General features: G+C 68.8%; 21 protein-coding genes and 1 pseudogene. 8 read left to right on the top strand and 14 right to left on the bottom strand.

Annotation, left to right across the window (positions count from 1 at the left end; genetic code table 11):
- Nucleotides 1-1783 precede the first annotated feature (1783 nt).
- The 5 genes and pseudogenes from LPA54_RS22670 to LPA54_RS22650 form a co-directional block, all read right to left on the bottom strand.
- Entirely contained in the window at nt 1784-2344 is a 561-nt protein-coding gene (locus LPA54_RS22670) for a class IV adenylate cyclase (RefSeq protein ID WP_228980690.1), read from the bottom strand.
- Nucleotides 2345-2394: 50 nt separating this feature from the next.
- Nucleotides 2395-3042, bottom strand: coding sequence for a bifunctional 2-polyprenyl-6-hydroxyphenol methylase/3-demethylubiquinol 3-O-methyltransferase UbiG (locus LPA54_RS22665; protein ID WP_228980664.1), 648 nt, complete (start codon nt 3040-3042; stop codon nt 2395-2397).
- Nucleotides 2960-3529: a hypothetical protein gene (locus LPA54_RS22660; protein ID WP_228980663.1), complete on the bottom strand. Its 570-nt coding sequence runs from the start codon at nt 3527-3529 to the stop codon at nt 2960-2962. The genes LPA54_RS22665 and LPA54_RS22660 overlap by 83 nt, the downstream gene beginning before the upstream one ends.
- A 61-nt stretch (nt 3530-3590) precedes the next feature.
- Nucleotides 3591-4492: pseudogene (locus LPA54_RS22655) on the bottom strand (radical SAM protein).
- Nucleotides 4493-4600: 108 nt separating this feature from the next.
- Nucleotides 4601-5293, bottom strand: coding sequence for an HAD family hydrolase (locus tag LPA54_RS22650; protein ID WP_228980659.1), 693 nt, complete (start codon nt 5291-5293; stop codon nt 4601-4603).
- A gap of 169 nt (nt 5294-5462) precedes the next feature.
- Here LPA54_RS22650 and LPA54_RS22645 point away from each other — a divergent pair, with 169 nt between their 5' ends.
- Together LPA54_RS22645 and LPA54_RS22640 are read left to right on the top strand one after the other, a co-directional pair.
- Nucleotides 5463-6158, top strand: a complete 696-nt coding sequence (locus tag LPA54_RS22645; protein WP_228980658.1) for an XRE family transcriptional regulator — start codon at nt 5463-5465, stop codon at nt 6156-6158.
- Nucleotides 6151-6618, top strand: coding sequence for an NUDIX hydrolase (locus LPA54_RS22640; protein ID WP_228980654.1), 468 nt, complete (start codon nt 6151-6153; stop codon nt 6616-6618). Before LPA54_RS22645 ends, LPA54_RS22640 begins: the two co-directional genes overlap by 8 nt.
- On the opposite strand, the gene LPA54_RS22635 is transcribed toward LPA54_RS22640, so the two are convergent.
- Nucleotides 6606-7169 carry an HD domain-containing protein gene (locus LPA54_RS22635; protein WP_228980653.1) on the bottom strand — a complete coding sequence of 188 codons (564 nt, stop codon included), beginning with the start codon at nt 7167-7169 and terminating at the stop codon, nt 6606-6608. The genes LPA54_RS22640 and LPA54_RS22635 overlap by 13 nt on opposite strands.
- Before the next feature lie 138 nt (nt 7170-7307).
- Here LPA54_RS22635 and LPA54_RS22630 point away from each other — a divergent pair, with 138 nt between their 5' ends.
- Nucleotides 7308-8177 carry a creatininase family protein gene (locus LPA54_RS22630; protein WP_308112887.1) on the top strand — a complete coding sequence of 290 codons (870 nt, stop codon included), beginning with the start codon at nt 7308-7310 and terminating at the stop codon, nt 8175-8177.
- Here LPA54_RS22630 and LPA54_RS22625 read toward each other — a convergent pair.
- Genes LPA54_RS22625 through LPA54_RS22610 form a run of 4 tightly spaced genes read right to left on the bottom strand, consistent with a single transcriptional unit; the run spans nt 8116 to nt 15234 of the window.
- The gene (locus LPA54_RS22625) at nt 8116-11055 is read right to left on the bottom strand and encodes a type I restriction endonuclease subunit R (RefSeq protein WP_228980652.1); all 2940 of its coding nucleotides are present in this window, start codon (nt 11053-11055) and stop codon (nt 8116-8118) included. The two genes, LPA54_RS22630 and LPA54_RS22625, sit on opposite strands and share 62 nt — an antisense overlap.
- Nucleotides 11052-12239: a restriction endonuclease subunit S gene (locus LPA54_RS22620; RefSeq protein ID WP_228980648.1), complete on the bottom strand. Its 1188-nt coding sequence runs from the start codon at nt 12237-12239 to the stop codon at nt 11052-11054. The genes LPA54_RS22625 and LPA54_RS22620 overlap by 4 nt, the downstream gene beginning before the upstream one ends.
- Entirely contained in the window at nt 12236-13744 is a 1509-nt protein-coding gene (locus tag LPA54_RS22615) for a class I SAM-dependent DNA methyltransferase (RefSeq protein ID WP_228980646.1), read from the bottom strand. Before LPA54_RS22615 ends, LPA54_RS22620 begins: the two co-directional genes overlap by 4 nt.
- Nucleotides 13741-15234: a class I SAM-dependent DNA methyltransferase gene (locus LPA54_RS22610; protein ID WP_228980645.1), complete on the bottom strand. Its 1494-nt coding sequence runs from the start codon at nt 15232-15234 to the stop codon at nt 13741-13743. The genes LPA54_RS22615 and LPA54_RS22610 overlap by 4 nt, the downstream gene beginning before the upstream one ends.
- A 1006-nt stretch (nt 15235-16240) precedes the next feature.
- On the opposite strand from LPA54_RS22610, the gene LPA54_RS22605 reads away from it, so the two are divergent.
- From LPA54_RS22605 to LPA54_RS22595, 3 genes are all read left to right on the top strand, one after another.
- Entirely contained in the window at nt 16241-16504 is a 264-nt protein-coding gene (locus LPA54_RS22605; RefSeq protein WP_228980644.1) for a CopG family transcriptional regulator, read from the top strand.
- Complete coding sequence (locus LPA54_RS22600) at nt 16501-16914, top strand: DNA-binding protein (RefSeq protein WP_228980643.1); 414 nt, start codon at nt 16501-16503, stop codon at nt 16912-16914. Before LPA54_RS22605 ends, LPA54_RS22600 begins: the two co-directional genes overlap by 4 nt.
- Nucleotides 16915-17310: 396 nt before the next feature.
- Nucleotides 17311-17532 carry a CarD family transcriptional regulator gene (locus LPA54_RS22595; RefSeq protein WP_228980642.1) on the top strand — a complete coding sequence of 74 codons (222 nt, stop codon included), beginning with the start codon at nt 17311-17313 and terminating at the stop codon, nt 17530-17532.
- 392 nt (nt 17533-17924) lie between these two features.
- On the opposite strand, the gene LPA54_RS22590 is transcribed toward LPA54_RS22595, so the two are convergent.
- Entirely contained in the window at nt 17925-18206 is a 282-nt protein-coding gene (locus tag LPA54_RS22590) for a hypothetical protein (RefSeq protein ID WP_228980639.1), read from the bottom strand.
- A 150-nt stretch (nt 18207-18356) separates the two neighbouring features.
- Between LPA54_RS22590 and LPA54_RS22585 the strand changes: the two genes are divergently transcribed.
- Entirely contained in the window at nt 18357-18989 is a 633-nt protein-coding gene (locus LPA54_RS22585; protein ID WP_228980638.1) for a hemerythrin domain-containing protein, read from the top strand.
- Nucleotides 18990-19416: 427 nt separating this feature from the next.
- Nucleotides 19417-20382, top strand: coding sequence for a type VII secretion protein (locus tag LPA54_RS22580; protein ID WP_228980635.1), 966 nt, complete (start codon nt 19417-19419; stop codon nt 20380-20382).
- An 86-nt stretch (nt 20383-20468) separates the two neighbouring features.
- On the opposite strand, the gene LPA54_RS22575 is transcribed toward LPA54_RS22580, so the two are convergent.
- The 3 genes from LPA54_RS22575 to LPA54_RS22565 are packed head-to-tail and all read right to left on the bottom strand — an operon-like array spanning nt 20469 to nt 24240.
- Entirely contained in the window at nt 20469-21701 is a 1233-nt protein-coding gene (locus LPA54_RS22575) for an ABC transporter substrate-binding protein (RefSeq protein WP_228980633.1), read from the bottom strand.
- A complete protein-coding gene (locus tag LPA54_RS22570) occupies nt 21698-22624 on the bottom strand; it encodes a hypothetical protein (protein WP_228980632.1) in 927 nt (308 codons plus the stop codon). Before LPA54_RS22570 ends, LPA54_RS22575 begins: the two co-directional genes overlap by 4 nt.
- The gene (locus LPA54_RS22565) at nt 22621-24240 is read right to left on the bottom strand and encodes a VWA domain-containing protein (protein WP_228980631.1); all 1620 of its coding nucleotides are present in this window, start codon (nt 24238-24240) and stop codon (nt 22621-22623) included. Before LPA54_RS22565 ends, LPA54_RS22570 begins: the two co-directional genes overlap by 4 nt.
- Nucleotides 24241-24355: the final 115 nt, after the last annotated feature.

Raw genomic sequence — 24355 nt, 5'->3', positions numbered from 1 at the left:
GAGAGCGTGGGGTCCTGGGCGTCTTCGGTGGAGGTCCTCCCGAGCCATGCCACCGGGACCGTCACCGGAAGCGCCGTGGTGTCCGGAATGCCTGTCGGCGACCAGGGGCGGCCGGGTACGGGCGGCGCCCAGGGTGGGGCGTTGGGCGGGGTGCCTGGCATGTCTGTCCCTCCACGACTCTCGGCCGAGGCGCTCACGCGGGACCGCTCCCCCGAGAGGCGCTCTGGCGGGCGCATGCCCACTCCAGCACCTCGCGGATCGCGGCTCCCTGACGCTGAGCCAGCGCGTTGGCGTCCGCGCCATCGACGACGACGTACTCCACGACCACCCGCAGCCCCGTGCCTGAGCAGGGCCTTTGCGGGGCGGCGCGGGTGGTCGTCGACCATGGACGCTCCATCTCGGGTAGCTCTCGTCTCGTGGGAACCTAGATCGCGACCGGGCTCGGCGCCGTCCAGAGTTGGAGTTGCATCGCTGCTCACATGACGTAATAGAGACTTGGCACGGCAGATTTGCCATCGCCTGCCCCTCGGCATGCAGCCCCCTGTACGCCCAGACCTCAGGAACAGCGAGCCAGTGGGGAGCCAGTCGCGAGCCACCCCCGAGCATGTGGCTCACGATCGGCGCAGAGACATTGAGACGTGGTGGAGCGCACGGCTCTGAGGAGTCATGCCGACGATCGGCAGCCCCTGCCGCCACGCTGGTGGGCCGGCCCGAGAGGGGCGTGCGGCTCAGAGGTTGCTGACCTACGGCAGCGGCGTCGATCGGAAGACCGATCGAGCACTCCAGCCTCACGGGCACAGATCGCTCACCGATCGGCCCGGCGGACGGTTCCAACACCGGGGAACCACCAGCACGGCGGATTCCGGGGGCGTTGTGCTGCTCGCTGCTACGGCCCGTCCGTGACACGACTGGGGCGCTGGACGGGACCAGCGGCAGTCATTCAGGTGGTCGGCGAACATGCCGGTGCATGGGCTGCGGTACGAGCGTTGCCCCACGGGAAGCGCAGGAGAGGGGCAGCAAGGCATCCAGGGGCGGCACCAAGGGCGCAGTGCAGTTCGGGGCCCGCCGACCATCCGAGTAGATCGGGATGCATAGCTGCACCGATATACAGTCGGCCCCGGACTGTAGTGGCTCGTACTGGCTCTGACCTGTACCTCTAACGCCCCGTGGGGCGTCGCATCCAAGCACGTACATGGAAGCGACAGGGGATCCGACGCCCGAAACGACGGGGGAAACGACATGGAGCGGCAGACGCTGACCACTGGAATGGGCGATCAGCGCCCCATCTGATTACCGCTGGTTGTGCCTGCCGACGAGCGCGGCTTGGGCCCGCCCCAGGCACAGGCTCGTGCCACTAGGGGACGCGTGGCCTCTCCTGTGTCTGGGGCGGGTGTCTATCGGCGGCGGAGGATTCTGGCTTGGCCCCGGTGCCTGCCAGTACGCCTTGTAGCTGGCGTCTCCGTGTCGCGCGGCTCCTCTTGCCGTGTCCGCGCGGCCGGGGCGTCGCCGAGGAGGATGGCCTGCCAGACCAGCTCATGCAGCGTCTTGATGCAGGGGCCGCATGCATACATCGGTGCCTGGGCGCCGGCGACGCTGGCGGGGCCGATCCAGAGGACACGCGTCCAGCGTTGACCGCAGTAGAGCCAGCAGAAGCCGTCCACCCACTCGTTGCTGTCGTCCGTGGCCGCTGGAGCGGGGACACCGCCGCGGGCGAACTCGGCGATTCCGGGAATCACCCGCGGCCGCAGGGCGAGCCGGGTGAGCGCCGCTCCTGCCCCTGGGGTCACCGGGCCTCGACCGTCGCAGGGCTCGTCTCCTTCTTCTCCGCGTCGGAGAAGAGGAGGGTGGGCTCGGCAAGGATGTCGCGGCCGGCCTCGCTCTTGTAGATCTCGTCGACGCTGCCGAACCTTGCCTCGGTGTAGTCGAGGTCGAGCAGGGCGGCGGCCTTGCGGACCGACACCTCGTCGGGGCCTTCGATCTCGACGAACGTGGGGAGGTCGGGCCAGGTGTCGAAGTCGAACGCCACCTCGCCGAGGCGCCACTCCTCGCGGTAGTTCTCCTGGTACCGCACCTCGCGCAGTCCGATGTGCCGGAGGATGTCCGCCATCGCGTGCAGGTCGGTGACCTCGGTCTCGATCTCGGTGGTGCCGTCGATCGTGGTCGAGTCGGTGACGTGCTTGAGGGTGAGCGTGGAGCGGGTGCCCTCGTCGCGGAGGCGGATCCACTGGCCGTTGTCGAGGGCGTCGTTCTCGAAGATCTTGCGCGTGAGCAGGGTGCGGGGGAAGGCCTGGGTGGCTCCCAGTGCGGTGAGCTTGGCCTGGAGCGCGGCGACGTCCACGGACAGTAACTTGGCCTCCTATTCGTGCTTCATGATCTTCTTCCTTGAGGTGGCGGTTACGTGCCGGTGCGGGCTGCGAGCAGCAGGCCCATGCGGTGCGTGTGGTCGTGGGGCTGGCCGATGTGGGGGCGTTCGGTTAACTGGCTGGTTCGCAGCGTGAGCAGGACGTTCCAGCCGGCCGTGAAGTGGCCGCCGAGTTTCTCGGGGGAGGTGTAGTGCTCGATCAGGTGGTGGCGCCGTTCGACGGGCATCATGAACTCCGCGCCGAACAGGCCGCCGACGCGTACGAGTGATTGCATGCGCGTGACGAAGTCGGCGACCGGGATGTGGTGATTGGCACTATAGTGCCAGGAACAGCTCGTCCAGACGGCGTCGCAGCGTGCCTTCGGAAGGTCGGCCTGAAGGAAGTCCTGCTCGATGACCTGTACTTGGTTGTCGAGGTCTTCGCGCTTGAGGCGATCGGTCAGGCCGAGGGCGTGGGCCGTGATGTCACCCGGAAGGCTGACGTCGCCGCCGTGGAGGGCGAACGGGTCCTTCTCGATGGCGATGACGCGGTGGCCGGCGGCGGCGAGCGGCAGGACGAACTTGCCGTCGCTTGCACCGATGACGGCGACCGTCGCCCTACCGGAGGCGTGCTCTTTCAGGGCGGCGAGGAACTGGGGGAAGAACGTGAGGGTGTGCTCCCACAGGCTCTGCGTCTGCACGGTGGTGTCCTTCCCTTTCGATGGTGAGGATGGCGTCGAGGACGCGGTCCGGTGCGAGGCCCGTGGTGTCCACCTGGTGCATGGGGAACTCGCTGTACGCCTCGGTGATCCGGTCCGCCGCTTCCTCGCTGAGGGCGTCCCACCGGCTGGCAGGCTTGGACCTCTCGGCGAGCCGCCGCTGCCGTTCGTCCTCCGCGCACAGCAGGTGGTACGTGGTCGGTTGCGGTAGGTCGGCCGGGAGCGTGACACCGAGCCGGGCCCCGAAGGCCCGGTGGTTGGCGATGCACCTGGGGAAGTAGCTCTCCACGACGACGGGGATGTCGGCGGTGAGGTAGCGCCGGATCTCCTCGGCGGCGGTGAAGAGGGCCGAGAGGTAGAAGCACATGCGGGCCTCGATGTTCCCGCGCGCGTCCACCTGTCTTCTCATGGCCTGGTAGAAGAGGGGAACGGTGGGGACCAGCACGGCTCCTCTCGCTGCTGCGAGCATCGGCGCGATGGTCGACTTGCCGGTCCCGCGGAGTCCTTCGAGGCTTTCGAACAGGGGCCGATCAGGCACGGGCGTACACCACGTCCGGCACGGCGAGGGTGAGCTCGTCGGTGGCGGAGGGCTGGTGGACGATGCAGTTCGCGGTCTTCTCGTACCAGAAGGCGTGCGAGTCCTTGCCCACGGCCTTGCAAGACATGGTCAGGGCTCCTCGGGGATCGGCCTCGATGCGGTCGATCTCGCGCGGGCCGTCGGCCGGGGCGCAGATCTCCGGGGCGCCGTTCTCGGACAGGTCCTCGTCGACGATCACCTCGATGGAGAGCCCGGCCTGCTGGAGGTCCTCGCGGAGGCGCGTGTAGGCGGTCGGCTCGGTGACCAGCAGCTCGGGTGTTCGGCGGCGTTGCCGACCGGGCGGAGGCAGTGGAGCTTGAGCTGGCGGACGCCGAACCGCTGCATGGTGCGGGCCAGGGGCAGGACCTCGTCGATGTTCCGGGAGGTCACGGTCATCGTCGCGCCGGTCATGACGCCGAGGTCGCGAGCAAGGTTCAGGGTGCTGAGGGCGGCGAGGTAGCTACCGGACCTGCGGATGGCGTCGTTGGTCTCCCCGAGCCCCTCCAGCGAGACACGCAGCAGGTCGAGGTAGGGGGCGACCTCGGTGAGGCGGCTCTCGATGCGGTAGCCGTTGGTGCAGATCTCGACCTGCATGCCCAGCTCCTGCCTGGCGTACCGGACGATCTGCAGCAGGTCCCGGTGGAGGAAGGGCTCGCCACCGAGCAGGGTCACCGCCTCCGTGCCGTACTGGTCGTGCATGAGCCGGATGAGGGCGATCGCCTCGTCGGCGCTGAACGCGTCGCCCTGCTTCAGGCGCTTGCCGTGGAAGCAGTGCAGGCAGTTGAAGTTGCAGCGGTACAGAAGCTGCAGGTACAGCATCCGAATCCTGCGGATGCCGGTGACGTCCCGGATCACGTGGGCCTCCTGAGCCAGTGGTCTGGTGGGGAGAACCCGATAGTGTCGGGATGGGTGCGGACACCATCACCGCGTAATCGGACGGTACGAGGACGTCCGGGGACGTTTTCAGCTCGCGGCTGACGCTTCCAGGTGGACGAGGACTTCCGCCGTGTCCGACAGATCCGGCAGCACGACCGGCGCACCGGCAGCAGACAACTCGTCCCTGCTGTGAATTCCCGAGGCCACCGCGACCACGTGGCAACCCGTCGCCAATGCCGCTTCGACGTCTCGCGGGGTGTCGCCCACCAGGACGACGGGCACGTCCTCCGCTGCCCCGTACCTGCGGCGCACCCGCTCGCGCGATACGTCTACGAGGTCGGGCCGCTGAAGGGCATCGGCCCCATAAGCGCCTACGGTGAGATCCACCAGGGAGTCGAGGTCGAACGCGCCCAGCTTGACCTGAGCGTTCGGCGCGATGTTGCCCGCCAATACCGAGGACACCCAAGTGTCCTGCCCAGCCACCCTCTTGAGCACGTCCCGTGCACCGGGGAGAGCCATGCCTCGCTTCTGGAGTTCCCCGAACCTCTCCTGCCCCGCCTGGGCGAGGGCCGCCTCGACATCCGTCCAACCCGGCTCAGGCACGCCGTGCCGGAGGAACATGTCCCTCATGATCGAGCGATCGGTACGTCCCTCGGTCCGCGCCGCCCGGGCAGGCGGGAAGCCGACGAGTGCCATGAAGGCAGCAGCGTAGATCTCCTTGCTCACCCCCGCGTTGTCAATCAGTGTGTGGTCGATGTCCCACAGGACGATGAGGTGCATACCGCCAGCGTAAGCACCACTGCCCGGCCGTCCGCCAACCCGTGAACGTCCCACAACGTCCTTGCTCGTCATCGCCCGACTGGGCTTGTATGACCTCTGTGAACGAGCGACTTCACTCCGACTCGCCCAGCGGGGCGTAACTCCCGATTCGCTCGCCGAAGCCTGTGAGGTGGACCCGAAGACCGTCAGCCGCTGGCTCGGCGGACGCGTGCCCCATCCGCGGCACCGCTTCCGTGCCGCTCAGCACCTACGGGTCGAGGAGACCTTCCTATGGCCGACACCGCCTTCCCAGCGCGGACGGTCAGGCACCGGGTTAGGCAGCGAGATCATCGGGGCCTACCAGAACCGGGCCAGCGTCCCCCGCGACACATGGCTCGCCCTGCTCCAGGGCGCACGGCGGCAGATCGACGTCCTGGTCCTGTCCGGCACATTCTTCGCGCAGACCAACCCGCACGTCGCCAAGATGCTCGCCGAGCGCGCGGCCGACGGCGCCCAAGTCCGCCTCTGCTTCGGCGATCCAACCGGCCAGGCCGCCGCCCTCCGGGGCCGCGAGGAAGGCATCGGCGACACGCTCGCCGCCAAGATCCGCGCCTCCCTCACGTACTACCGGCCGCTGCTGTCCGAGGCCGGATGTGAGGTGAGGCTCCACGACAGCACTCTCTACAACTCCCTCTTCCGCTACGACGACAACCTGCTGGTGAACCCGCATGTGTGGGGTCAACCAGCCAGCGCCAACCCGCTCTTGCACCTCCGGCGGGTGGATGCCGCCGGCTGGTTCGACAACTACGCTCAAAGCTTCGACGCAGTCTGGGCCGACGCGCGGCCCTGGACACCCGACCAGGAGGGGACCGCCACGCATGGGTAGGACTGAGTACTACAACGACCCCGACGCCCCCAAGGCGAACACCCTCATCCCCGCCAGCAACCTGCTCGTCGTCGACGACAGCGGCGCCATCCTCCTGCAGCGCCGCCGCGACACCGGCCAGTGGGCCCTCCCCGGCGGCGCCCAGGACATCGGCGAGACCGCCGCCGAGTGCGCGGTGCGCGAATGCCTGGAGGAGACCGGCATCGTCGCCGAGATCACCGGTTTCCTCGGCATCTACACCAACCCCCGCCACATCGTCGCCTACACCGACGGCGAGATCCGCCAGCAGTACGAGAACACCTACATCGGCCGCCCCATCGGCGGACAGCCCACCATCAATGACGAGGCTGACGGCGTCCGCTTCGTCCAACCCACCGACCTGGACAGGTACGACATCCACCTCAGCATGCGCCAGCAGATCGGCGACTACCTTGCCGGCACGTATCCCTACCTCGGCTGACCCGCCAATGCCGCCTCCACCCGCTCCACCGCGGCGAAGATCTCCGCCGAAGCCCGACGGATGAACCGCCCCACTAGGCTGTCCGCCCCATAGCGCCCCAGAATCTCCGCGACCCGGTCCTGTGCGGTCGTACGCGTACCGTCGGGCGTCGTCGTCATGTCGCAGTACACGAGCGCATCCACCAGCAGCGGCTCCTCCAGCAACGGAAACTCCGCTTCCAGCACCTCGCGCAGCCCACGCTCCTCGGCCTCCAGCAACGCGAAGGAGTGGTTCGCCACCAGCCGCACCAGCCGCTCATCGGCCCGGTGCTCATCTCGAAGGAACCGCGCCCCGTCGAGCGGATGGAACCCTGTGGTGGCCAAGCGAGGCGCGTACCCCACATCGTGCAGCGTGGCGGCGGATCCCAACAGGTCAGCGTCCTCCCGAAGGACACGTCCCAGTCCGGCGGCGCGAGCCGCAACCCCTCGCGAATGAGCCCACCGCCGGGGAAGCTTCACCGCGAGTTCCGCTTCCCCAACACGCAGGGCCCACGCAGCCGTCGATTCGTCCATGGACTGCTCTTTGCCCATGGAGGCGAGCCAGTACTCAGCACCGTCCTGCGCTGGCGCAGACTGGTGGAAGTTTCGGAACTCAACAGGGCTCTGGACCTGACCAGGCAGACCGCCCACTACTCGAACCGAGGGAGCGCCGTGAACCTGCTGCCGACCGCTACGAGCGCCGACGTCCAAGAGCTACAGCCCCGCGTCGCAGTGCTCCCAGTCGGCTCCTTCGAGCAGCACGGCAAGTACCTCCCACTGATCACGGACACCGCGATCGCCTGCATCATCGCCCAGGAGATCGCAGACGCGTACCCCGTACACCTCCTCCCGCCCCTCACCATCTCGTGCAGCCACGAGCACGCGGCCTTCCCAGGCACGGTCAGCATCAGCGCCCGGACCCTGTACGCCGTGATCGACGACATCCGTGCCTCCCTCGCGCGCTCCGGCATCCACAAACTAGTGATCATCAACGGCCACGGCGGGAACTACGTGCTGTCCAACGTGGTGCAGGAAGCCAACGTCGACGGCCCGGCAGTGTCTCTGTTCCCCCTCGGCCCGGACTGGGACCGCGCCCGCGACCACGGCGGCCTGGTCTCCGACCGGCACGCGGACATGCACGCCGGCGAAATCGAGACGTCGATTCTGCTGCACGCGGCCCCCGACTTGGTGCGGGACGGCTACGCCGACGCGGACCACGACAGCGGCCCGCGACCCTTCCTCCTAGTCCAGGGAATGACGCCCTACACCGACTCCGGCGTGATCGGCTACCCCTCCCAGGCCACGGCCGAGAAGGGCAAGGCTGTCCTCGTAAGCCTCTCCGAAAGCTTCGCCGCGCACCTCGGCGCTCTCGGCGAGAGCGCCGAGAGAAGGAAGACCTTGGATGGATCGAGTACAGGGCAATCCGGCAGCAGGTACATATCCCGTCCCGCGCGGGGTGGGTGTCAGGCTGCGGGTGCCTTTAGTAGTATTCCCGAATGTATCCGAGTGACTTCCGGAAGACCTCCTGATCGCGAATCTTGAACTTTATGTAGAGCGCCTTACGGAGCGCCTGCTGGACGAGGCGATCCCCTTCGTTGGTGTCCTGCCAGCCGTCAAAACGGACCGTACGGACGACGGAGTCGACCTCGTCGACGACCTTCTCAGCAATGATCGGTGTTTCTTCACCCTTGAGGGATTCGAAGAGTTCGGTCAGGGCCGCCTTGCCCCGCTCCTCGCGTGGCACTTCGGCGGCGGCTCTTTCCGCTGCCACCGTGTCCCGCGCCAGCGCGAAGAGCTCCTTGAGGAACTCGAGCGATGCCTGCTGGGAGTGGGCGTACTTCTCCCGCAGAGCATTCAACCGCTGGCCAAGCTCGACGAACGCCGGGTTTCCGACGTGCTTGGCGATGCGGGCGGTGATCCACTTCTCGACCTCCATCGGGTCGATGTCCTTGCGCCTGCCGGTCATCAGGTCCTCGATGACCTGAGCGTCGAGGACGATGGTCTCTAAGTCGGTCCGGGGGACTTCGACAGTGATGTGCTCGTTTATGAGCTCCAGAGTCTTGGCGCCCAGCGCGTGCCACACCAGCCGGCCGGTGGTGTCGGTGGGTTGCACGGACTGGTAGACGTCGGTCAGCCAGCGGTAGTCCGACTCGTACTCGGACAGGACCGGGTCCGGGGAGAGGGTCTCCCACAGCTGGGCGACGACGCTGTACGCGGCTCCGAAAGCATCGCGGGACTCGTCGGAGTCGATCGCGGTCTGCGCCTGGATCAGGCCCTCATAGCCGCCGACGGTACGGTCGACGCCCGGGAAGAACGCCAGAGCAGCCGCAATCGCGGGGCCGAGCTGCTCGCGGAGTACAGCGATGTTGGAGATGACCTGCTGGACGGACTTGTCGTCGAACTCGAAAGCCTTGGCGACATCGTCGAAGATGCCGAGGTAGTCGACTATCAGGCCGTGGGTCTTCGCGGGCGGGTAGACCCGGTTCGTACGGCAGATGGCCTGGAGCAGGGTGTGCTCGCGCAGGGGCTTGTCGATGTACTGGGCGTAGAGGATCGGGGCGTCGAAGCCGGTGAGCAGTTTTGCGGTCACAATGATGATCTTCAATGGATCGGCCGGGTCGTTGAAGCGAGCGGTAATCCGCTCCAGCTCCTCCCGACCGGGGGTCCAGTGCTTCCATGCCAGCTTGTCACCGCGGCCGACGGACATCACGATCGTGGACACGTCTGGGCCGAGCAGGCCGTCAAGCTCTCTCTTGTACGCCACGCAGGTGGCCTTGTCGTAGACCACGACCTGCGCCTTGAGACCCTGCGGCTCGACCTTCGTTGTGAAGTGCTCGGCAATGTCGGCGGCAATCTTGCGAACCCGGTCGTCCGCCTTGATCAGCACTTCCAGTGAGGCGGCCTTCTTGGAGAGAGTGGTGCGGTCCTCCTCAGTAAGTCCGTGACGGTCGGCGAGCTCGTCGAAGGCCGCGTCGATCGACTCCTCATCCAGGTGGATCTCCGAGAGTCGTGGCTCGAAGTGCAGAGGCAGAGTGGCGCCGTCGCGGATGGAATCAGAGAAGGAGTAGCGCGAGAGATACCCGTGCTCGTCGACCTCGGACCCAAACCATATGAACGTGTTGCGGTCGCGCTTGTTGATCGGCGTCCCGGTCAGCCCGAACAAGAACGCATTGGGCAGCGCCTCGCGCATCTTGCGGCCGAAGTCACCCTCCTGGGAGCGGTGGGCCTCATCGACCATCACGATGACGTTGTCGCGCGCATCCAGCACGCCGGGCGCTTCGCCGAACTTGTGAATTGTGGTGATGATGACCTTCCGCGCCCCTGCCGCAAGGAGCTCTTGAAGCTCCTTGCGCGACTCCGTTGAGACCATGTTCGGTACGTCGGAGGCGTTGAACGTCGCGGTGATCTGGGTGTCCAGGTCAATCCGGTCCACCACGATGATCACCGTTGGGGAGGTCAGTCCCGCCATCGCACGCAGCTTCTGCGCGGTGAACACCATGAGCAGCGACTTCCCGGACCCCTGGAAATGCCAGATCAATCCCTGCTTGATCTGCCCATGCAGCACCCGCTCGACTATCAGGTTGGATGCCTGGAACTGCTGGAACCGCGCGATCACCTTGATCTTGCGGTGCTTCTTGTCGGTTGCGAACAGCGTGAAGAACCGCAAGAAGTCCAAGATCGTATCCGGATCCAGAACGCCCTCGACCGCTTCCTTGACCGCCGCGAGACCCACCCTCGCCGGCGCGCGGTCATCACCAGACTCTTCTGCCCGCCAAGGCCCCCACAGCTCCACCGGCATACCGACCGACCCGTAGCGGAAGTCCTTGCCTTCGGTGGCGAAGTTGAGCACGTTCGGCACGAAGAACGCCGGGACGTTGACCTCGTAGTCCTCCTTGACCTGCGCGGCCGCATCGATCCAGGAGTAAGCCGGCCGCACCGGCGACTTCGCCTCGCCCACGACCAACGGGAAGCCGTTGCACCAGATCACCAGGTCGAAGCGCCGCTCCAGCCGCCCGGCCCCATAGGCCACCTCGGTGGAGACGATCCAGTTGTTCGCACTGTGCTCGCCGGGGTGGTCGAAGTCGATAAGTTTGACGGGCACATGCTCGCCGTCAGGACCGAACGGCATGGTCTTCTGCCCCGTGAGCCATGCCGCGAACTCCTCGTTCGCCACCACTGGATTCGGCGTGTTGCGCGCGGAGACAAGGATCGCGCGCAGCCGGTAGATCACCTCATCGGCCAGGCGCGGATCCGCTTTGATGGTCGGATTGAGTCGGACCAACGCCTCCCGCACCTGCTGCTCCAGCAACACCTCATTAGTGCGGCGCGGCAGATGACTCCCTGACACGAAGCGCACATCCACCGACTCGACCAGATCTCGGACGAAGTCGCGGACGGTGTTCGCCTCGTTGAAGCTCACTCGGCACCTCCGAAGATCGTAGCGAGTAGCTGGCCTCGAAGTGTGAGTGCCGCCTCACCTTCTTGGCGGCTCGCCTTCGCCGCTGATCGGATCCAACCGATCTGGACAACCAGCTTCTTCTGTGCTTCCTTCGCCATCTTCGGCAGCGGGAACGCACGCATCTCCTTCTGCGAGATGTTCTTCATGGCAGCACCTGTGCCGGTGGCTGTGTCGGCAACTCTCTGACGGATCCGCTGGCTCAAAAGACACTCGTATACGAAGCTGGTGGACGCGACTGCCTCATCGACATCCAGCCGAAGCGTCTTATCGCTCAACATGAGATTCGGATAGTCCGCGTCTACAATTGCCGGTCGCCCTACGTAAGCAGCCGTATTGGCGCGCGTGATGAGCAGATCACCGTTCCTGAGCGCGTACTCTGGCATGAACGCAGACTGCTCAACAAGCTCCTTGTTCTCCAGTGCCATGAAGCCTCGTTCACTCACGGCGCTGACTCTCAGAACCCCACAGGTTGTCGCCGCAGCGGGGGTCGATTTGCCAGACAGGCTCTTCCCAGCCGTGATTGCAAGAAGCGCGTCGCCTAGCGTTAGCTCCCATGAGGCGCTGGCGAGTTCACTCTCGCGCTTAGCAGTTACGGCGCCTTCCAAACTTTCTGCCATCGAGGCGAGGGCTTGGCGATGACTCTCAAGCGCCCAGAGGAGGTCGGCGAGGCGCTGCTGTTCATCGAGAGGTGGGAGGTCGAACTCGTAGCGTTGCATCTGCCCCCAGAGCAGGCGCGGGTTCATCGAGCCGGTGGCTTCAGCGGTCGCGTAGGCAATGAAGTGGGCGGAGGCGAGGACGAAGGGCAGGAAGTCTTGCAGGAGGCCGTTCTCGGGAATGGCATCAAGAACATAAGTCTTGTCGGCGACGACGCCCGAGAAGTTCACGACGCCGGACTTGCGAAGGTAGGGACGTGCCGAGACGAAGAGAATCTGACCGGGCTCGAAAAGGTAGGTAAAGGTCGAGCCCATCTGGCCGTCATTGACGTCGCCGAATCGCTCGATGGTGAGGCTGTCGCTGTCGATGTGCCCGCCGCCGACGTAGCGGTCGACGTCGCCGTTCACCGGGTCAGCCTGGGTGCGCGAGCGGCGGATGACATCACCGAGTCGCACTCGCTTCCAGGCGGTCTTGTCCAGGTTGAGGCTCATCGGGCAACCTCCGCACGCAGGAAACGAAGAACGTCCTCGACCGTGTTGTCCACCGCTGCCGCAGCCTCGCGCAATCCCATGAGCGCCGCTGCAACCGAATCAATTGGTGCCGGGGCACCATTTTGCGCAGCAGGTGTGACGTACTGCGGGATGGCCATGTTGCCGTTGTTGGAGCGGATCTCGTCAAGGGTGGCGACTCGGGCGAAGCCCGGCACGTCAGCGAAGTCTTGATAGGTGCGCAGGATCTTCTTCTGATGCGTCTCAGAAAGGAAGGACTGGACGCCTGCTCGGTAGAACTCCTTCTTCGCGTCGATGAAGAGGACCTTGTGTTTGCGGTCAGCCGGCTTCTGCTTTCGCAGGATCAAGACGACCGCTTCCATGCCCGAGTTGTAGAAGAGCCCGTGCGCCAGGCCGATCACTGCCTCCACGGAGTCGGCGTCGATCATGGCCCTGCGAACTGTCGCCTCCCCGATCCGGTTCAAGACGCCGTGAGGCAGCAGGATCGCGGCACGACCGGTCTTGGGATCGAGGCTTGCCTCGATGTGCTGGATGAAGGCGTAGTCCGCAGCATTCTGGGGCGGTACGCCCCACATGTTGCGGCCGTAGGGATCCTTCGTGAAGGCGGTCCTGTTCCAGGTCTTGATGGAGTAGGGCGGGTTGGCCAAGACGACGTCGAAGGTCCGCAGCCGACCGCGGGCATCGAGGAAGGCCGGCTTCGCGAGGGTGTCGCCGTGGGTGATGTGGCCGTCGGCGATGCCGTGGAGGAAGAGGTTCATCTTCGCGATCGCCGAGGTGCCGTAGTTGAGCTCCTGGCCGTACAGGCGCAGGTTGCGCCACTCCTTGCCCTGGCGCTTTAGCTCGGCGACGGTGGAGATGAGCATGCCGCCGGTGCCGCAGGTGGGGTCGTAGACCGACTCCCCCGGCTCAGGCTGGAGCATCATCGTCATCAAGTGCACCAAAGTGCGGTTAGTGTAGAACTCCTGGGCGGTGTGGCCGGAGTCGTCGGCGAACTTCTTGATCAGGTACTCGTAGCCTTGGCCGAGCTCGTCCTCGGGGAGGTTCGCCACCGACAGCGTCTTGGTCGAGAAGTGCTCGATCAGGTCCGAGAGGGTCGCGTCGGGGAGCAGGTCCTTGTTGGTCCACTCCCCGTCGCCGAAAACGCCGGGGAGCGTGTCGGGGTTGGCGGACTCGATGGCCCGCATCGCGGCTTTGAGTGCGGTGCCGACGTTGCTCGTGACCTTGCGCAGGTCGGCCCAGTGGGCGCCGTCAGGAATGGCGAAGCGGTGGTTCTCCGGGAGGTCGGCAAGCTTCTCGTCGCCGTACGCCTCCAGCGCGGCGGCGTGCTCCTCGTCGTAGACATCGGAGAGGCGCTTGAGGAAGACCAGCGGGAAGATGTACTGCTTGTAGTCGCCGGCGTCGATCAGCCCCCTCAGCAGCACTGCGGCGCCCCATAGGTAGGACTCCAGATCCCGTTGGGTGATCCGCTTCGGGCTCGTTGCGGTCATGCGCCCAGCCCCCATTTCGCCAGCTCGGTCTCCAACGCTGCGCGGGTCTCGCGGACCTTCGTATGCGCGGTCTCCAGGTCAGCCAAGGCCTGCTCCAGGGTCATCTGCTCGCCGTCCTGGGCCGGTTCGACATACAGCGGGATGTTCAGGTTCCAGCCGTTGGCCTTGATGTCGTCCAGGGTTGCAACGGCGGCCAGGCCGAGCTGGTCGGCGTACTGCTGATAGGCCTTCAGGAGGGTCTCGGCGTGGTCGGGCTCGAGGGTGTTCTGGTTGCGGCCGCGCTTGAAGAGCGACTCTCCATTGATGAAGACCACCTTGTCCTGTTGCTCGGTGGGGCGCTGGCGACGCAGGATCAGCACGCAGGCCGCCAGGCCTGTGCCGTAAAACAGGTTGGGCGCCAGGCCGATGACGGCTTCCACGTAGCCGGCTTTGAGGATGTGCTCGCGGACGCGGCCCTCGGCGCCCTGGCGGAACAAGGCGCCCTGCGGGAGAACGACCGCGACCCTTCCTCCGGCGGGTGCGGCGGAGGTGAGCATGTGCTGGACCCAGGCCCAGTCGGCGTACCCCTTCGGTGGGACTCCGCCCAACTCATTACGACCCCACGGATCGGAGGTCCACTGCTCGTGGCCCCAGTTCTTCAATGAGAACGGCGGGTTGGCGACCACGCAGTCGAACCTGGCCAGCCGACCGTGGTCGAAGTAGGCCGGGTCGCGCAGCGTGTCGCCGCGCTCGACGTGGAAGTCCTCCATGCCATGCAGTAGCAGGTTCATCCGGGCGATCGCGGAGGTGGTGAGCACCTTCTCCTGGCCGTACAGCTTGCCGAGGACAGTTTTCGGGTCACCGCCACGGGCCTTGATGTGCTGGATGACCTCGATCAGCATGCCACCGGTGCCACAGGCCGGGTCGTAGACCGTCTCGCCCTCCTGGGGGTCCAGGATGTTGACCAGCAGCGAGACCACCTCGCGCGGGGTGTAGTACTCGCCGGCCTTCTTGTTGGACTGGTCGGCGAACCGCTTGATCAGGTACTCGTACGCCTGTCCCAGCACGTCGGGGGCGGCCTGGGAGATCGAAAGGGTCTTGGTCGAGAAGTGCTCGATCAAGTCGATCAGCTTGTTGTCCGGCAGCTTGTCCTTATTGGTCCAGGTCGCGCCTCCGAAGATGCCGTACAGCGTGCCCTGGTTCGCCTGCTCGATCCCGCGGAAGGCGGCCTTGAGAGCCTCACCGACATTTTCGGTGCGTTCGCGCACGTTTGCCCAGTGGCAACCATCGGGGATGGTGAACCGGTGGTTCTCCTCGAACGCCGCATACGTATGGTCGCCGCCGGACTCGCTCAGCGCGCGGGCGTACTCCTCGTCGTACACATCGCTGATCCGCTTGAAGAACATCAACGGGAAGATGTACGCCTTGAAGTCCGCCTGATCGATGCTGCCCCGCAGCAGATCAGCCGCCTTCGCCAGATACCCCTCCAGCTCCCCCAGCGTCAACGGCATCGGAAGCTCCTGCTCCCCAATGCCGACCGCATTCGACCTCACTCGATCCTGCCCGCTTCCACACTCAGCTTGCTCAGCTCACCATCCCGGCGAGCACGTGCCGGAGCCTAGCGTGATCCGCCAGGTCTGTACCGAATACATGACAATTTTTGACCTCGCAGTCTAGCCCTACAGCTCCTCCATGGGCCAGCGGTGCACACCACCCGGATAAATCGCCACATTCTGATCTTCCACTCTCTTGAAATCCCGCCCCCACCCAGGGCCGTAGTCACGCCGCCAACGGTGCGCCCACCGATCAACCAGTGCGAGCCGGGATCGACTCACCACTCGCACGGTGGCACCAACCGGCAGATCCAGCCGCCCCACGCCACCAGCCACGTTTGCGGCTTCTACCCAGGACTCGAACTCTGCGACCAGGGCCATCGCTGTAGCTGGATGATCTCCTGGAGGACCAGCTCTCCACCCGGCGCCGGCGGCTCTCCCCGTTCCCAGGTTCCGGGTCCCCCGCCGGGGGCGCTTCGCAAGAAGTGCTAAACGATCCCCTGACCTGCCGAAATGTGGGTCAGGGGTTTCTTTGTGTATGAAGCTCTCTGTGGACTGCGGGACATCTGCGGGACGCGAGGTTCATGGGGGCCGCCCGGTTCGCCGCGAGGATCGTGACGAGCCTTCAGTTGTACGCAGTCAGAAGGATGTCGAAGCGCCCTGTCGGCGAGGGTCCGACGCCGGTAGAGGCGCCTCCCGTATCAGTTCATGAGGACCTCGACGCCGCTGCCTGCCCGTTCGAGGGCCGCATCCGGCGTCCGCCCCGTTGCACGTTCTCGGCGGGGCTGCGCGGCAATCACAACCCTTGCTCGGCCCGCGCCCCCCTCTTGCCGCCACGCGTACCCGGCCTGCCGAACTCCGCACGACATCCACCGTCTCCCTCCAGGTCGACGCGTCGCCGGGGCCGGCCGCGTCGGCCGGAGAGCTCCGCACCAAGGGTGGGATAGCAGGTAGGATAGGTAGCATGAGTGACCCTACCGGCAAGTACTCGATCACCATGCCGCGCGACATCGCCGAGGCTGCCAAGGCCCGCAGCGGCCCCTCCGGCCTGTCCGCCTACGTGGCCGCGGCCGTGGCCCGCCAGATCGAACGCGACAACCTCAACGAACTCATCACCGTCGCCGAGGCCGAGCACGGACTCGTCACGGACGAAGAGGTCCAGTCCCTGCGCGACCAGCTCGCCGAGGCGCGAAGCGAACAGGCACAGCACGGGGCGGGCGCAGCGTGACCCGCTCCCCCGCGGTCCCCGGCGGCACCCTCGTCCTGGACAGCGAAGGACTGGCCAAGGCCGTGCTGCGCGACCGAACGGTCACCGCCTGGCTCGCCTTGGCCCGCGCCGACGACCTGCGCGTGATCACCTCGGCAGCCACCCTCGTCGAAGTGGTCCACCCCCGAATCAACCGCCCGGCCCTGGAGTGGACGCTCTCCCGACTGATCATCGAACCGATCACCGAACCGATCGCCCGCCGCGCCGCCACTCTGCTCGCCGAAGCCGCCCTGCACGGCCACGAATGCGCCATCGACGCCATGCTCGCCGCAACTGCCCTGACCGCCCCGGGTCCGGTCACGATCCTCACCTCCGACCCCGAGGGCCTTATCACGCTCTGTGGCGGCAGCGCCACCGTCATCAAGGTCTGATGCTGCTGCAACCGGCCGGCCGGCCGAAGCGCCGACGAACGCTCGGACGGGGCACACGTACGGAGCCCACGTTCGACCTCGGTGATCTGCCGGCGACCGCGTCGTAGCCCACGTCAAGGTCGTCTCACACCCGGCGGTCACGACCGGCGCCACCTGGTGGGATCAGTGGTCGCGTCGGGGCCCCTCTTCGACGCAGCGGCGAGTTCGCGCAGTGCCTTGAGCGGCCTGGCGGTACGACCATCGGCTGATCGTCGAGAACGGTCGACGAGAGCATTGCCGGCGGTCTGTTCGGCCGAGTCCGAGCATCGCTGCGGTCGGCCGCGGTCGGGATGTTGTGTCCAAACCGACGCGGACGACGGGAGCGCGGGGGGCTTTAGCTGGCGCATACTGAGGAAGATGACAAAGCCTCCTGCACTCAAGCGCCATCTGCCCACCAGCCCCTTCAAGGCCCGGGCCACGCCGGTTCCGCCGCACCTGGCCGTGGGGGACCAGGTGACGCACGACATGTACGGCCTCGGCCGGGTGATCGGTGTCGAGGAGGGGATCGCGGCACTCGTCGACTTCGGGTCGGCGCAGAAGCGGATCCTGAGCCCGTACGCCAAGGTGACCAAGCTGTAGCACCGGTGCGTCCGGGCCCCCTGACCAGAGAAGAGACCTCTCATCGATCTGACCCCGCTGTTCTCCGCCCCGGAAGGGGCGTCCCACCGTTCCGCCACGGCCCTGCCGCCTCCGACGAGGGACCCTTTCCGGGCTCCGGAGTTCGGAGAGGACGAGGCCGCCGTGTGTGAAGACCCGCAGGAGCATGCCTGAGGCTTGATGCCGGGCGGGTGGTGCGGGGCGCCTGACGCCGGGCGTCTGACGCCGGCGGCGTGCGCCCGGGTGGGTGGCTTCCATTCCGGCTGGGGCCGGTAGGGGGTTTTGGGTTCGGTCCGGTCGCGCTTCCGTCTTCCTGTCGGGTGTTGCAGTGGGTCGGCTGCGGGCTGTGTGCCTGCCGGGTCGGGCGGTGGGGCTCACGTCGTGGTCCGGGCCTCCAGCAGCGTGCGCTGTACGTCGATGACCAGCGCCCGGAGGCGGCCCGGCCGGACGCCCTCGTGCTCCAGCCACTCGTCGAAGCGCGGCCGCAGATGCCGTGCCGTGTCCGGGCCGTGGCGGCGCAGCGCCGAGCGGTCGACCGAGATCTCCTCCTGGACCTCTCGGCGGAGATCGTCGGTCCAGCCCTGCGCCCGGTCGTCCTCTCCCAGCGGGGCCTTCAGCGCGGCCACCGCTTCGTCCAGTACCGCGAGCACGTCCATGGTTCGGCAGCCTATGCGCTCGTCCGAGGCAGGTGGGGTAGCCGGGCTCGGCGGCCCCGGTGTTTCGGCGGTGGGGTGAAGGGCGGCATTGATCGGGGGGTTCGGGACATGCGGAGGGTGGTTGTTCGTCGCGGACGAAAGGGGCCTGTCGTGGCCGAGGACGTCGTCACCATGATCAAGACCGATCACCGTGAGCTGGAGCGGCTCTTCACGATGATGGAGCAGGAGCGGAGCGTGCGGCCGCTCGCGTTGCCGTTGGCGGTGGCCATGCTGGAGGCGCACAGTCGCGCCGAGGAGAAGCACGTGTACCCGGCGCTCGTGAAGGAGGCCGGGGAGAAGGACGAGGTGGAGCACGCCACCGAGGAGCACCACGAGGCGGAGGAGCTCGGCCGTCGGCTGCTGGGACTCGACTGGGAGAGCGAGGAGTTCGACCGGGAACTCGGCAAGTGGGTGGAGGCCGTGCGCCACCACGTCGAGGAGGAGGAGCAGGACCTGCTGCCCGCGCTGGGGGAGGCGTTCGACGAGGAGCGGCTGCGGCGGATGGGCGAGGAGTTCGCCGGGCAGCGGGCGGAGGAGCTCGCCGGCGGGTCGGGTGACGCCGGTGACGCGGGGGGCTCCGGTGGTTCCGGGGGTGAGGGGGCGGGGCGTGAGGACCTCGCCGGGCTCACCCGGGACGAGTTGTACGAGCGTGCCCGGCAGTTGGGCGTCGAGGGGCGGTCCTCGATGAAGAAGGACGAGCTGCTGGAGCAAGTGCAGGAAGCCGAGGGCGCTGCCGCCGGGTGACCGCCGGGTCGCCGTGGGCGGTGGGCCGCCGTGGGCGGTGGGCCGCCGTGGGCGGTGGGCCGCCGTAGGCGGTGGGCCGCCGTAGGCGGTGGGCCGCCGTGGGCGGTGGGTCACCGTAGGCGGTGGGTCGCCGTAGGCGGTGGGCCGCCGTAGGCGGTGGGCCGCCGTGGGCGGTGGGCCGCCGTGGGCGGTGGGTCGCCGTGGGCGGTGGGTCGCCGTGGGCGGTGGGTGGGGCTGCGTACTCCGTGGGGGCCGGGCGGGCCCCGGGTCAGGCCGGGCTTCGGGCCAGGCGGGCCTCGGGCCGGGCGTGTTGGGCCGGTGGTAGGTTCGAACGCGTGAGTGCGGTGGGGGTGTCGACGTGGGCTGTGCGCGGCTGCGCGTTCCCGCTCGCCCCGGTGGCCCCGGCACCTTCGCTTAGGAGTGCGGCATGACCCACGGCGACCATCTGACGCGCAGGCCCTATGTGGCGCTGCCGGCGCCGGAGTCGGTGCCGACCGTCGACGCGCGGCTCGCGTCCGCGCTCGGCCGCCCGCAGCACGGTGACTCCGCGGTGCGGCGCGTCGGGCAGTCGCTGCGCGGGCTGGCGTCGCCCGCCGCGAAGGAGGTCGTCGCGCAGGGCCGCGGCGGGCGCGAGGCGCGGCTGCCCGTGCCGGCGGGGCGGGTCATCGCCGTGACGTCCATCCGCGGCGGGGTCGGGAAGTCCACCGTGGCCGCGCTGCTGGGGCGTACCTTCACGCAGTTGCGGCCCGACCCCGTGCTGACGCTGGAGGCGGACGCCGCGCTCGGCACGCTGGCCGTGCGGATGGGCGCCCCGTCGGTGCGCTGGTCGTGCCCGGAGCTGGCACGGATCCTCACCCCCTCGATGGACCTGAACGACATCACCGGCTACCTCGTCCCCGTGCCCGGCGGCGGGTGGCTGCTCCCGGCGAGCCAGGGGCGCGTGGGCCCGCCGCTGGACGTGCCGACGTACCGGACCGTGTCGCTGGCGCTGCGCCGGCACTTCGCGGTGACGGTCGTCGACTGCGAGACCCTGCCGGGGGAGGTCGCCCGTACCGCGATGGACACCGCGCACGCCCGGGTGATCGTGGCGCCGCGCACCGCCGAGGGCGTGAACGGTACGCGGGTGGTGCTGGACTGGCTGTCCCGGCTGCCGCACCGGGCGATCGACAGCACGGTCGTCGCCCTGACGTCGAACGCGCCGGACATGACGCTGGACCTGAAGACGGCCGTCGCGCACCTGCGGGAGCCGGGTGTGACGGTGCTGCCGCTGCCCTACGACCGGCACCTCGCGCAGGGCGGGCCCATCCGTACGGACATGCTGGCGCGGGCCACGCACGACGCGGCCGTCACCCTCGCCGGGGAGGCGTTGCGGCGGTCCGTCGGCATGCGCTGACGGGACGGACCCCGGGGTGTGCGCTGGGGGTGTGCACTGGGGTGTGCGGGGCCGGCCGGCCGGTGACCGCCGTTCCCGCGGGCCTGTCAGCCGTTGCCGCAGACCGGGGGGAGCCACGGCACGGTCAGGCGGACGCGGACCCGGTCCAGCAGGGCGAGTTGCCCGTCCAGCGCGCGGGGCTCGGCCAGGTAGCGCAGCACGGCCTGGTGGAAGGCGTCGCGCATCGCCGGGGGCATGGCGTCCGAGGCGTCCCAGCACCGCATGGTGCCCCGGCCGCGCAGGGTCGCGTCGATGCGCGCCGTGGTGCGGTCGCCGTCGTACGCGCTCTGCGGTACGGACCGGTTGGCGGTGAAACCGGGCTGCTCCGTCGCCGGGTCGGCGAGGTGGCGGATCAGCGCCCGCGCCTCCGGGGTGTCGCGCAGCATGGCGGCGAGGTCGGCGGAGACCTCCCAGGCGGGCGGGCCGGTGCGGGCGTCGGGGACGACGGTGCGGGAGTGGACGTACCGGCCGCGCGCCTCGGTCCAGTGGTCGCCGTCGCGGACGAACGTCGCCTGGTGCTCCAACCGCTCGTCGTCGCACGCGGCGTCCGGTCCGTCCCACGGGTCCTGGAAGCCGCCTCGCAGCGCCGGGACGACGCGCCGCTCGTCGCCGGCGCCCACCAGGCCGCCCCAGGTGGTCCACGCCTCGCGCACCCGCGGGTCGGTCCAGGGCAGGACGCCGGTGGCCCACTTCTCGTACACCTCCCAGCCGGCCTGCTGGAGCAGGACGTCCTCCACCCAGTCCGTGCCGGGCCAGCCGGAGGTGGCGCCCGACTCCATGGCCAGGCACCACTCCCCCGGGTCCCGCGCGATCCGGGCGACGTCGGCCCCCGCGAGGGTGCCCGGGTGCCACACCATGCTCTTCAGGTCGGCCTTCACCGGGACCCAGTGGACGCCGCCCGCCACCCGGGGCGCCCACATGGGGGCGTAGTCGTCCGGGTCGAACAACCCGTCCAGGGGCTTGAGCCGGCCGGCGGCCGCGTACGCGGCGAGCTCCCCCGGCCCCGGCATGATGACCACGTCGGGCGGGGTGCCGGCCTCCACGTCGGCGGCGAGCACCTGGCTCTCGGCGGAGCTGCCCTGGTAGATGACCCGGATGCGGTGCTCGCGCTCGAACGGGTCGAGGACCGCGGAGCGGAACCGGTCCCGGTCGCCGCCGGTCCAGTTGCCGAGGACGGTCACCGTGCCCTTCCAGCGGTGCGTCCACCACACGCCGGCGACGACGCCGGTCGCGACGAGGGCCAGGCACAGGGCGAGGACGGTGTACGTACGGCGGGTCATCGGCGCTCCCGGTGGCGGTACTCGGCGATGCGCGGCAGCAGGCCGGCCGCGGACAGCGCCACCAGGGCGGCCCCGGCGACGAGGACGCCGTCGGACAGGGCCGCCCACAGCCCGGCGTCGGCGAGGCGCCCCTCGACGCCGGACGCGGCCACCGCGATGCCGCCGCCCGTCGGCCCGTCGCGCAGCAGCTCCACCGACGCGGCCGTGTCGCCGTGCGTGCCGAGCACGATCCGGGCCAGCGCCACCGCACCGACCGTCCAGAGGGCCGTCGCGGCGAGCAGCGGCGGGTTCACCGGGCGGCGGAAGCGGCGGCGGGCGAAGCGCTGGGCCTCCAGCAGCGCGCCGAGCAGCGCGGCGGTCAGGACGGCGGCGGCGGCCCAGGTCAGCCGCATGGGCCAGCCGAACGCGGCCTGCCGTTCGGCGACGGCCAGTTGCTCCCCGCGCAGGGCGTCCAGGCGGCCCATGATGTCCTCCTCGCTTTCGGGGTCGTCGAGGACCTGGTGGGCGTAGAGCAGGTAGGCGCCGCGCAGCGGGGAGCCGTCGGGCTCGCGGTTGGCCTGCTCGACCCAGCCGGAGTAGACGGAGATGAGCCCGGTGACGGTCTGCAGGGTGCGGCGGCCGGAGAGCCCGGTGACGTTCTCGGACGCGGCGAGCGCGAGGGCCTGGTGGGCGACGGATATCCGGGTGTGGAAGCCGCCCGTGCCGGCGTCCTGAAGGCCGTCCTCCGGTACGGAGTCGCCGGCCTGGACGAGGGCGTGCTTGGCGGTGTCGACGGCGAGGACGCCGGGGGCGCTGGCCGTGGCGAGGCCGACCGCGTCGTGGTGCACCGCCCGGAAGGCGCCGAAGAGGACCAGCGTCGTGGCGGTGCCGAGCAGGAGCAGCCGCCGCAGCCTGCGGGTGAGGTCCCGCGCGGTGGTGCTCACGGCCGCTCCTGGAGGCGGTGGCCGCAGCGGGGGCAGAAGCGGGCCGCGACCGGCGACCGCCCGCCGCACGCCGGGCAGGGGGCGGTGGCGGAGGCCGGGTGGGCGGTGGGCCGGGCGCCCGTACCCGCGCCGGCGGGGGAGGCGGGACCGTCCGGGAGGGCCGCTTCGTCGTCCCCGTCAGGGCCGTACGTGCTGTGGCTGCTGGCCGTGATGAGGTGCTCGAAGTCGATGGGCGCGAGATCCGGGCGGAGCCTGACCTGCCCGGCGGCCGCGTCCACGATCTCCACGAGCCGTGCGAAGTCGGCCAGGGGGCGGGCCGCGCCGACCGTGTGGGCGAGGCGGACGCCGTGGCCGAGGTGCTGCTCGGCCCGGTCGCGCTCGCCCCGCCGGTAGGCGTCGGCGGCGGCCGCGACGGCCTGGCCGAGCTGCCCGTACAACTGGAAGTGGGCGACCTGGGTGTCCGTGCGCCGGGACAGGGCGGGGTCCTCCGTCCAGTGGACGACGCACGGCTGCGGCGGCGGCAGGGCCACGTCCCGGGCGGTGGCGGCGCCGGGCAGGGCGAGGGAGACGACGGCGAGTTGCAGGTCCTCGCGGCGGGGCCGGCCGGCGGGGTCGGCGGCGAGGCACAGGTGGTAGCGGCGGGTCTCGTCGCCCCAGGCGCGCGTGGTGTAGCGGTACGTGCCGGCCGGGACGGCTCGGGCGGTGGGGTCGGTGGGACTGGCCTGAGCGGTTGGGTGGGTGTGGCTGGTGGGGGCGGTGGTGGGCTCCAGGTCGGTCTCCGTGGGGAAGACCTGCTTGAGGTAGCGGACCGTCGTACCGGGTGCGGGCATGACCTCGATGGTCAGCTCGGGGAGGCTCTTCGTGAGCAGGCGGGCGGTCAGCTTCTCGTACTCGGCGGGCAGGGCCGACTCCTCGCGGACGGCGCCGACTCCGCCGTGGAGCCGGCGGGTGATCTTCAGCAACTCCCGGGCGTCCCAACCGTCGCCGATGCCCCAGGCGTCACAGACGAAGCGGCCTTCGCAGGCGTCCAGCACCTCGTCGAGCGGGAGCAGTTCGTCGTGCTGGTTGCGGCCGTCGGTCAGCAGCAGGACGTGTCCGATCGGGGCGTTCCGTGCGGCGAGCAGCCGGCGGGCGAGGTCCAACCAGGCGCCGATGCAGGTGCCCCCGGCGGCGACCAGGCCGTGGAGAGCCAGGTCCGCGCGGCGGCGGTGGCCGTCGGACGCCTCCGGCATCCCCTCCGTCGGCGGGTAGGCCATGGCGGCGGTCTCGGTGCCCTGCACGACGGCGAACGGCGTGCCGGCCGGCAGCATCCCGATCGCCGCGGCGGCGGCCTGGCGGGCGGCCCGGAACTTCTCCGGCGGCCACGTCATCGAGCTGGAGCAGTCGACGACCAGCACTTCCGCGAGCAGCGGGCCGCGGCTCGGCGCGCCCTCCTCCCCGGCGCCCGGGTCGGACGTGCCGCCGGCGCCGCGCGTGCCGGACGTGCCGTCGACGCGGACGGTCAGCACCACGTGCATCTCGTGCTCGCGCGCCTCGGCGGTCAGGTACTTCCACTGGCTGATCTCCAGGCCGGCCCGCGCCGTGCCGTCGTGTTCCGCTGTCTCCCCCGGCTTCATCGCCGTCGCGTCCCCCTCGTCGCGTCCCCGTGGTGGCGTCGTTCCCGTGGTGCGGTGTCCTCCGTGTGGGGTTCCTCCCCGGTGCGGTGCCTTCCGTGGTGCGGCGGCTCCGTGG

Source organism: Streptomyces sp. DH12 (assembly GCF_020873895.1).
GTDB lineage: Bacteria > Actinomycetota > Actinomycetes > Streptomycetales > Streptomycetaceae > Streptomyces.
The sequence above is the reverse complement of the archived record's forward strand: the minus strand, read 5'-3'. Positions and strand labels throughout refer to the sequence as shown.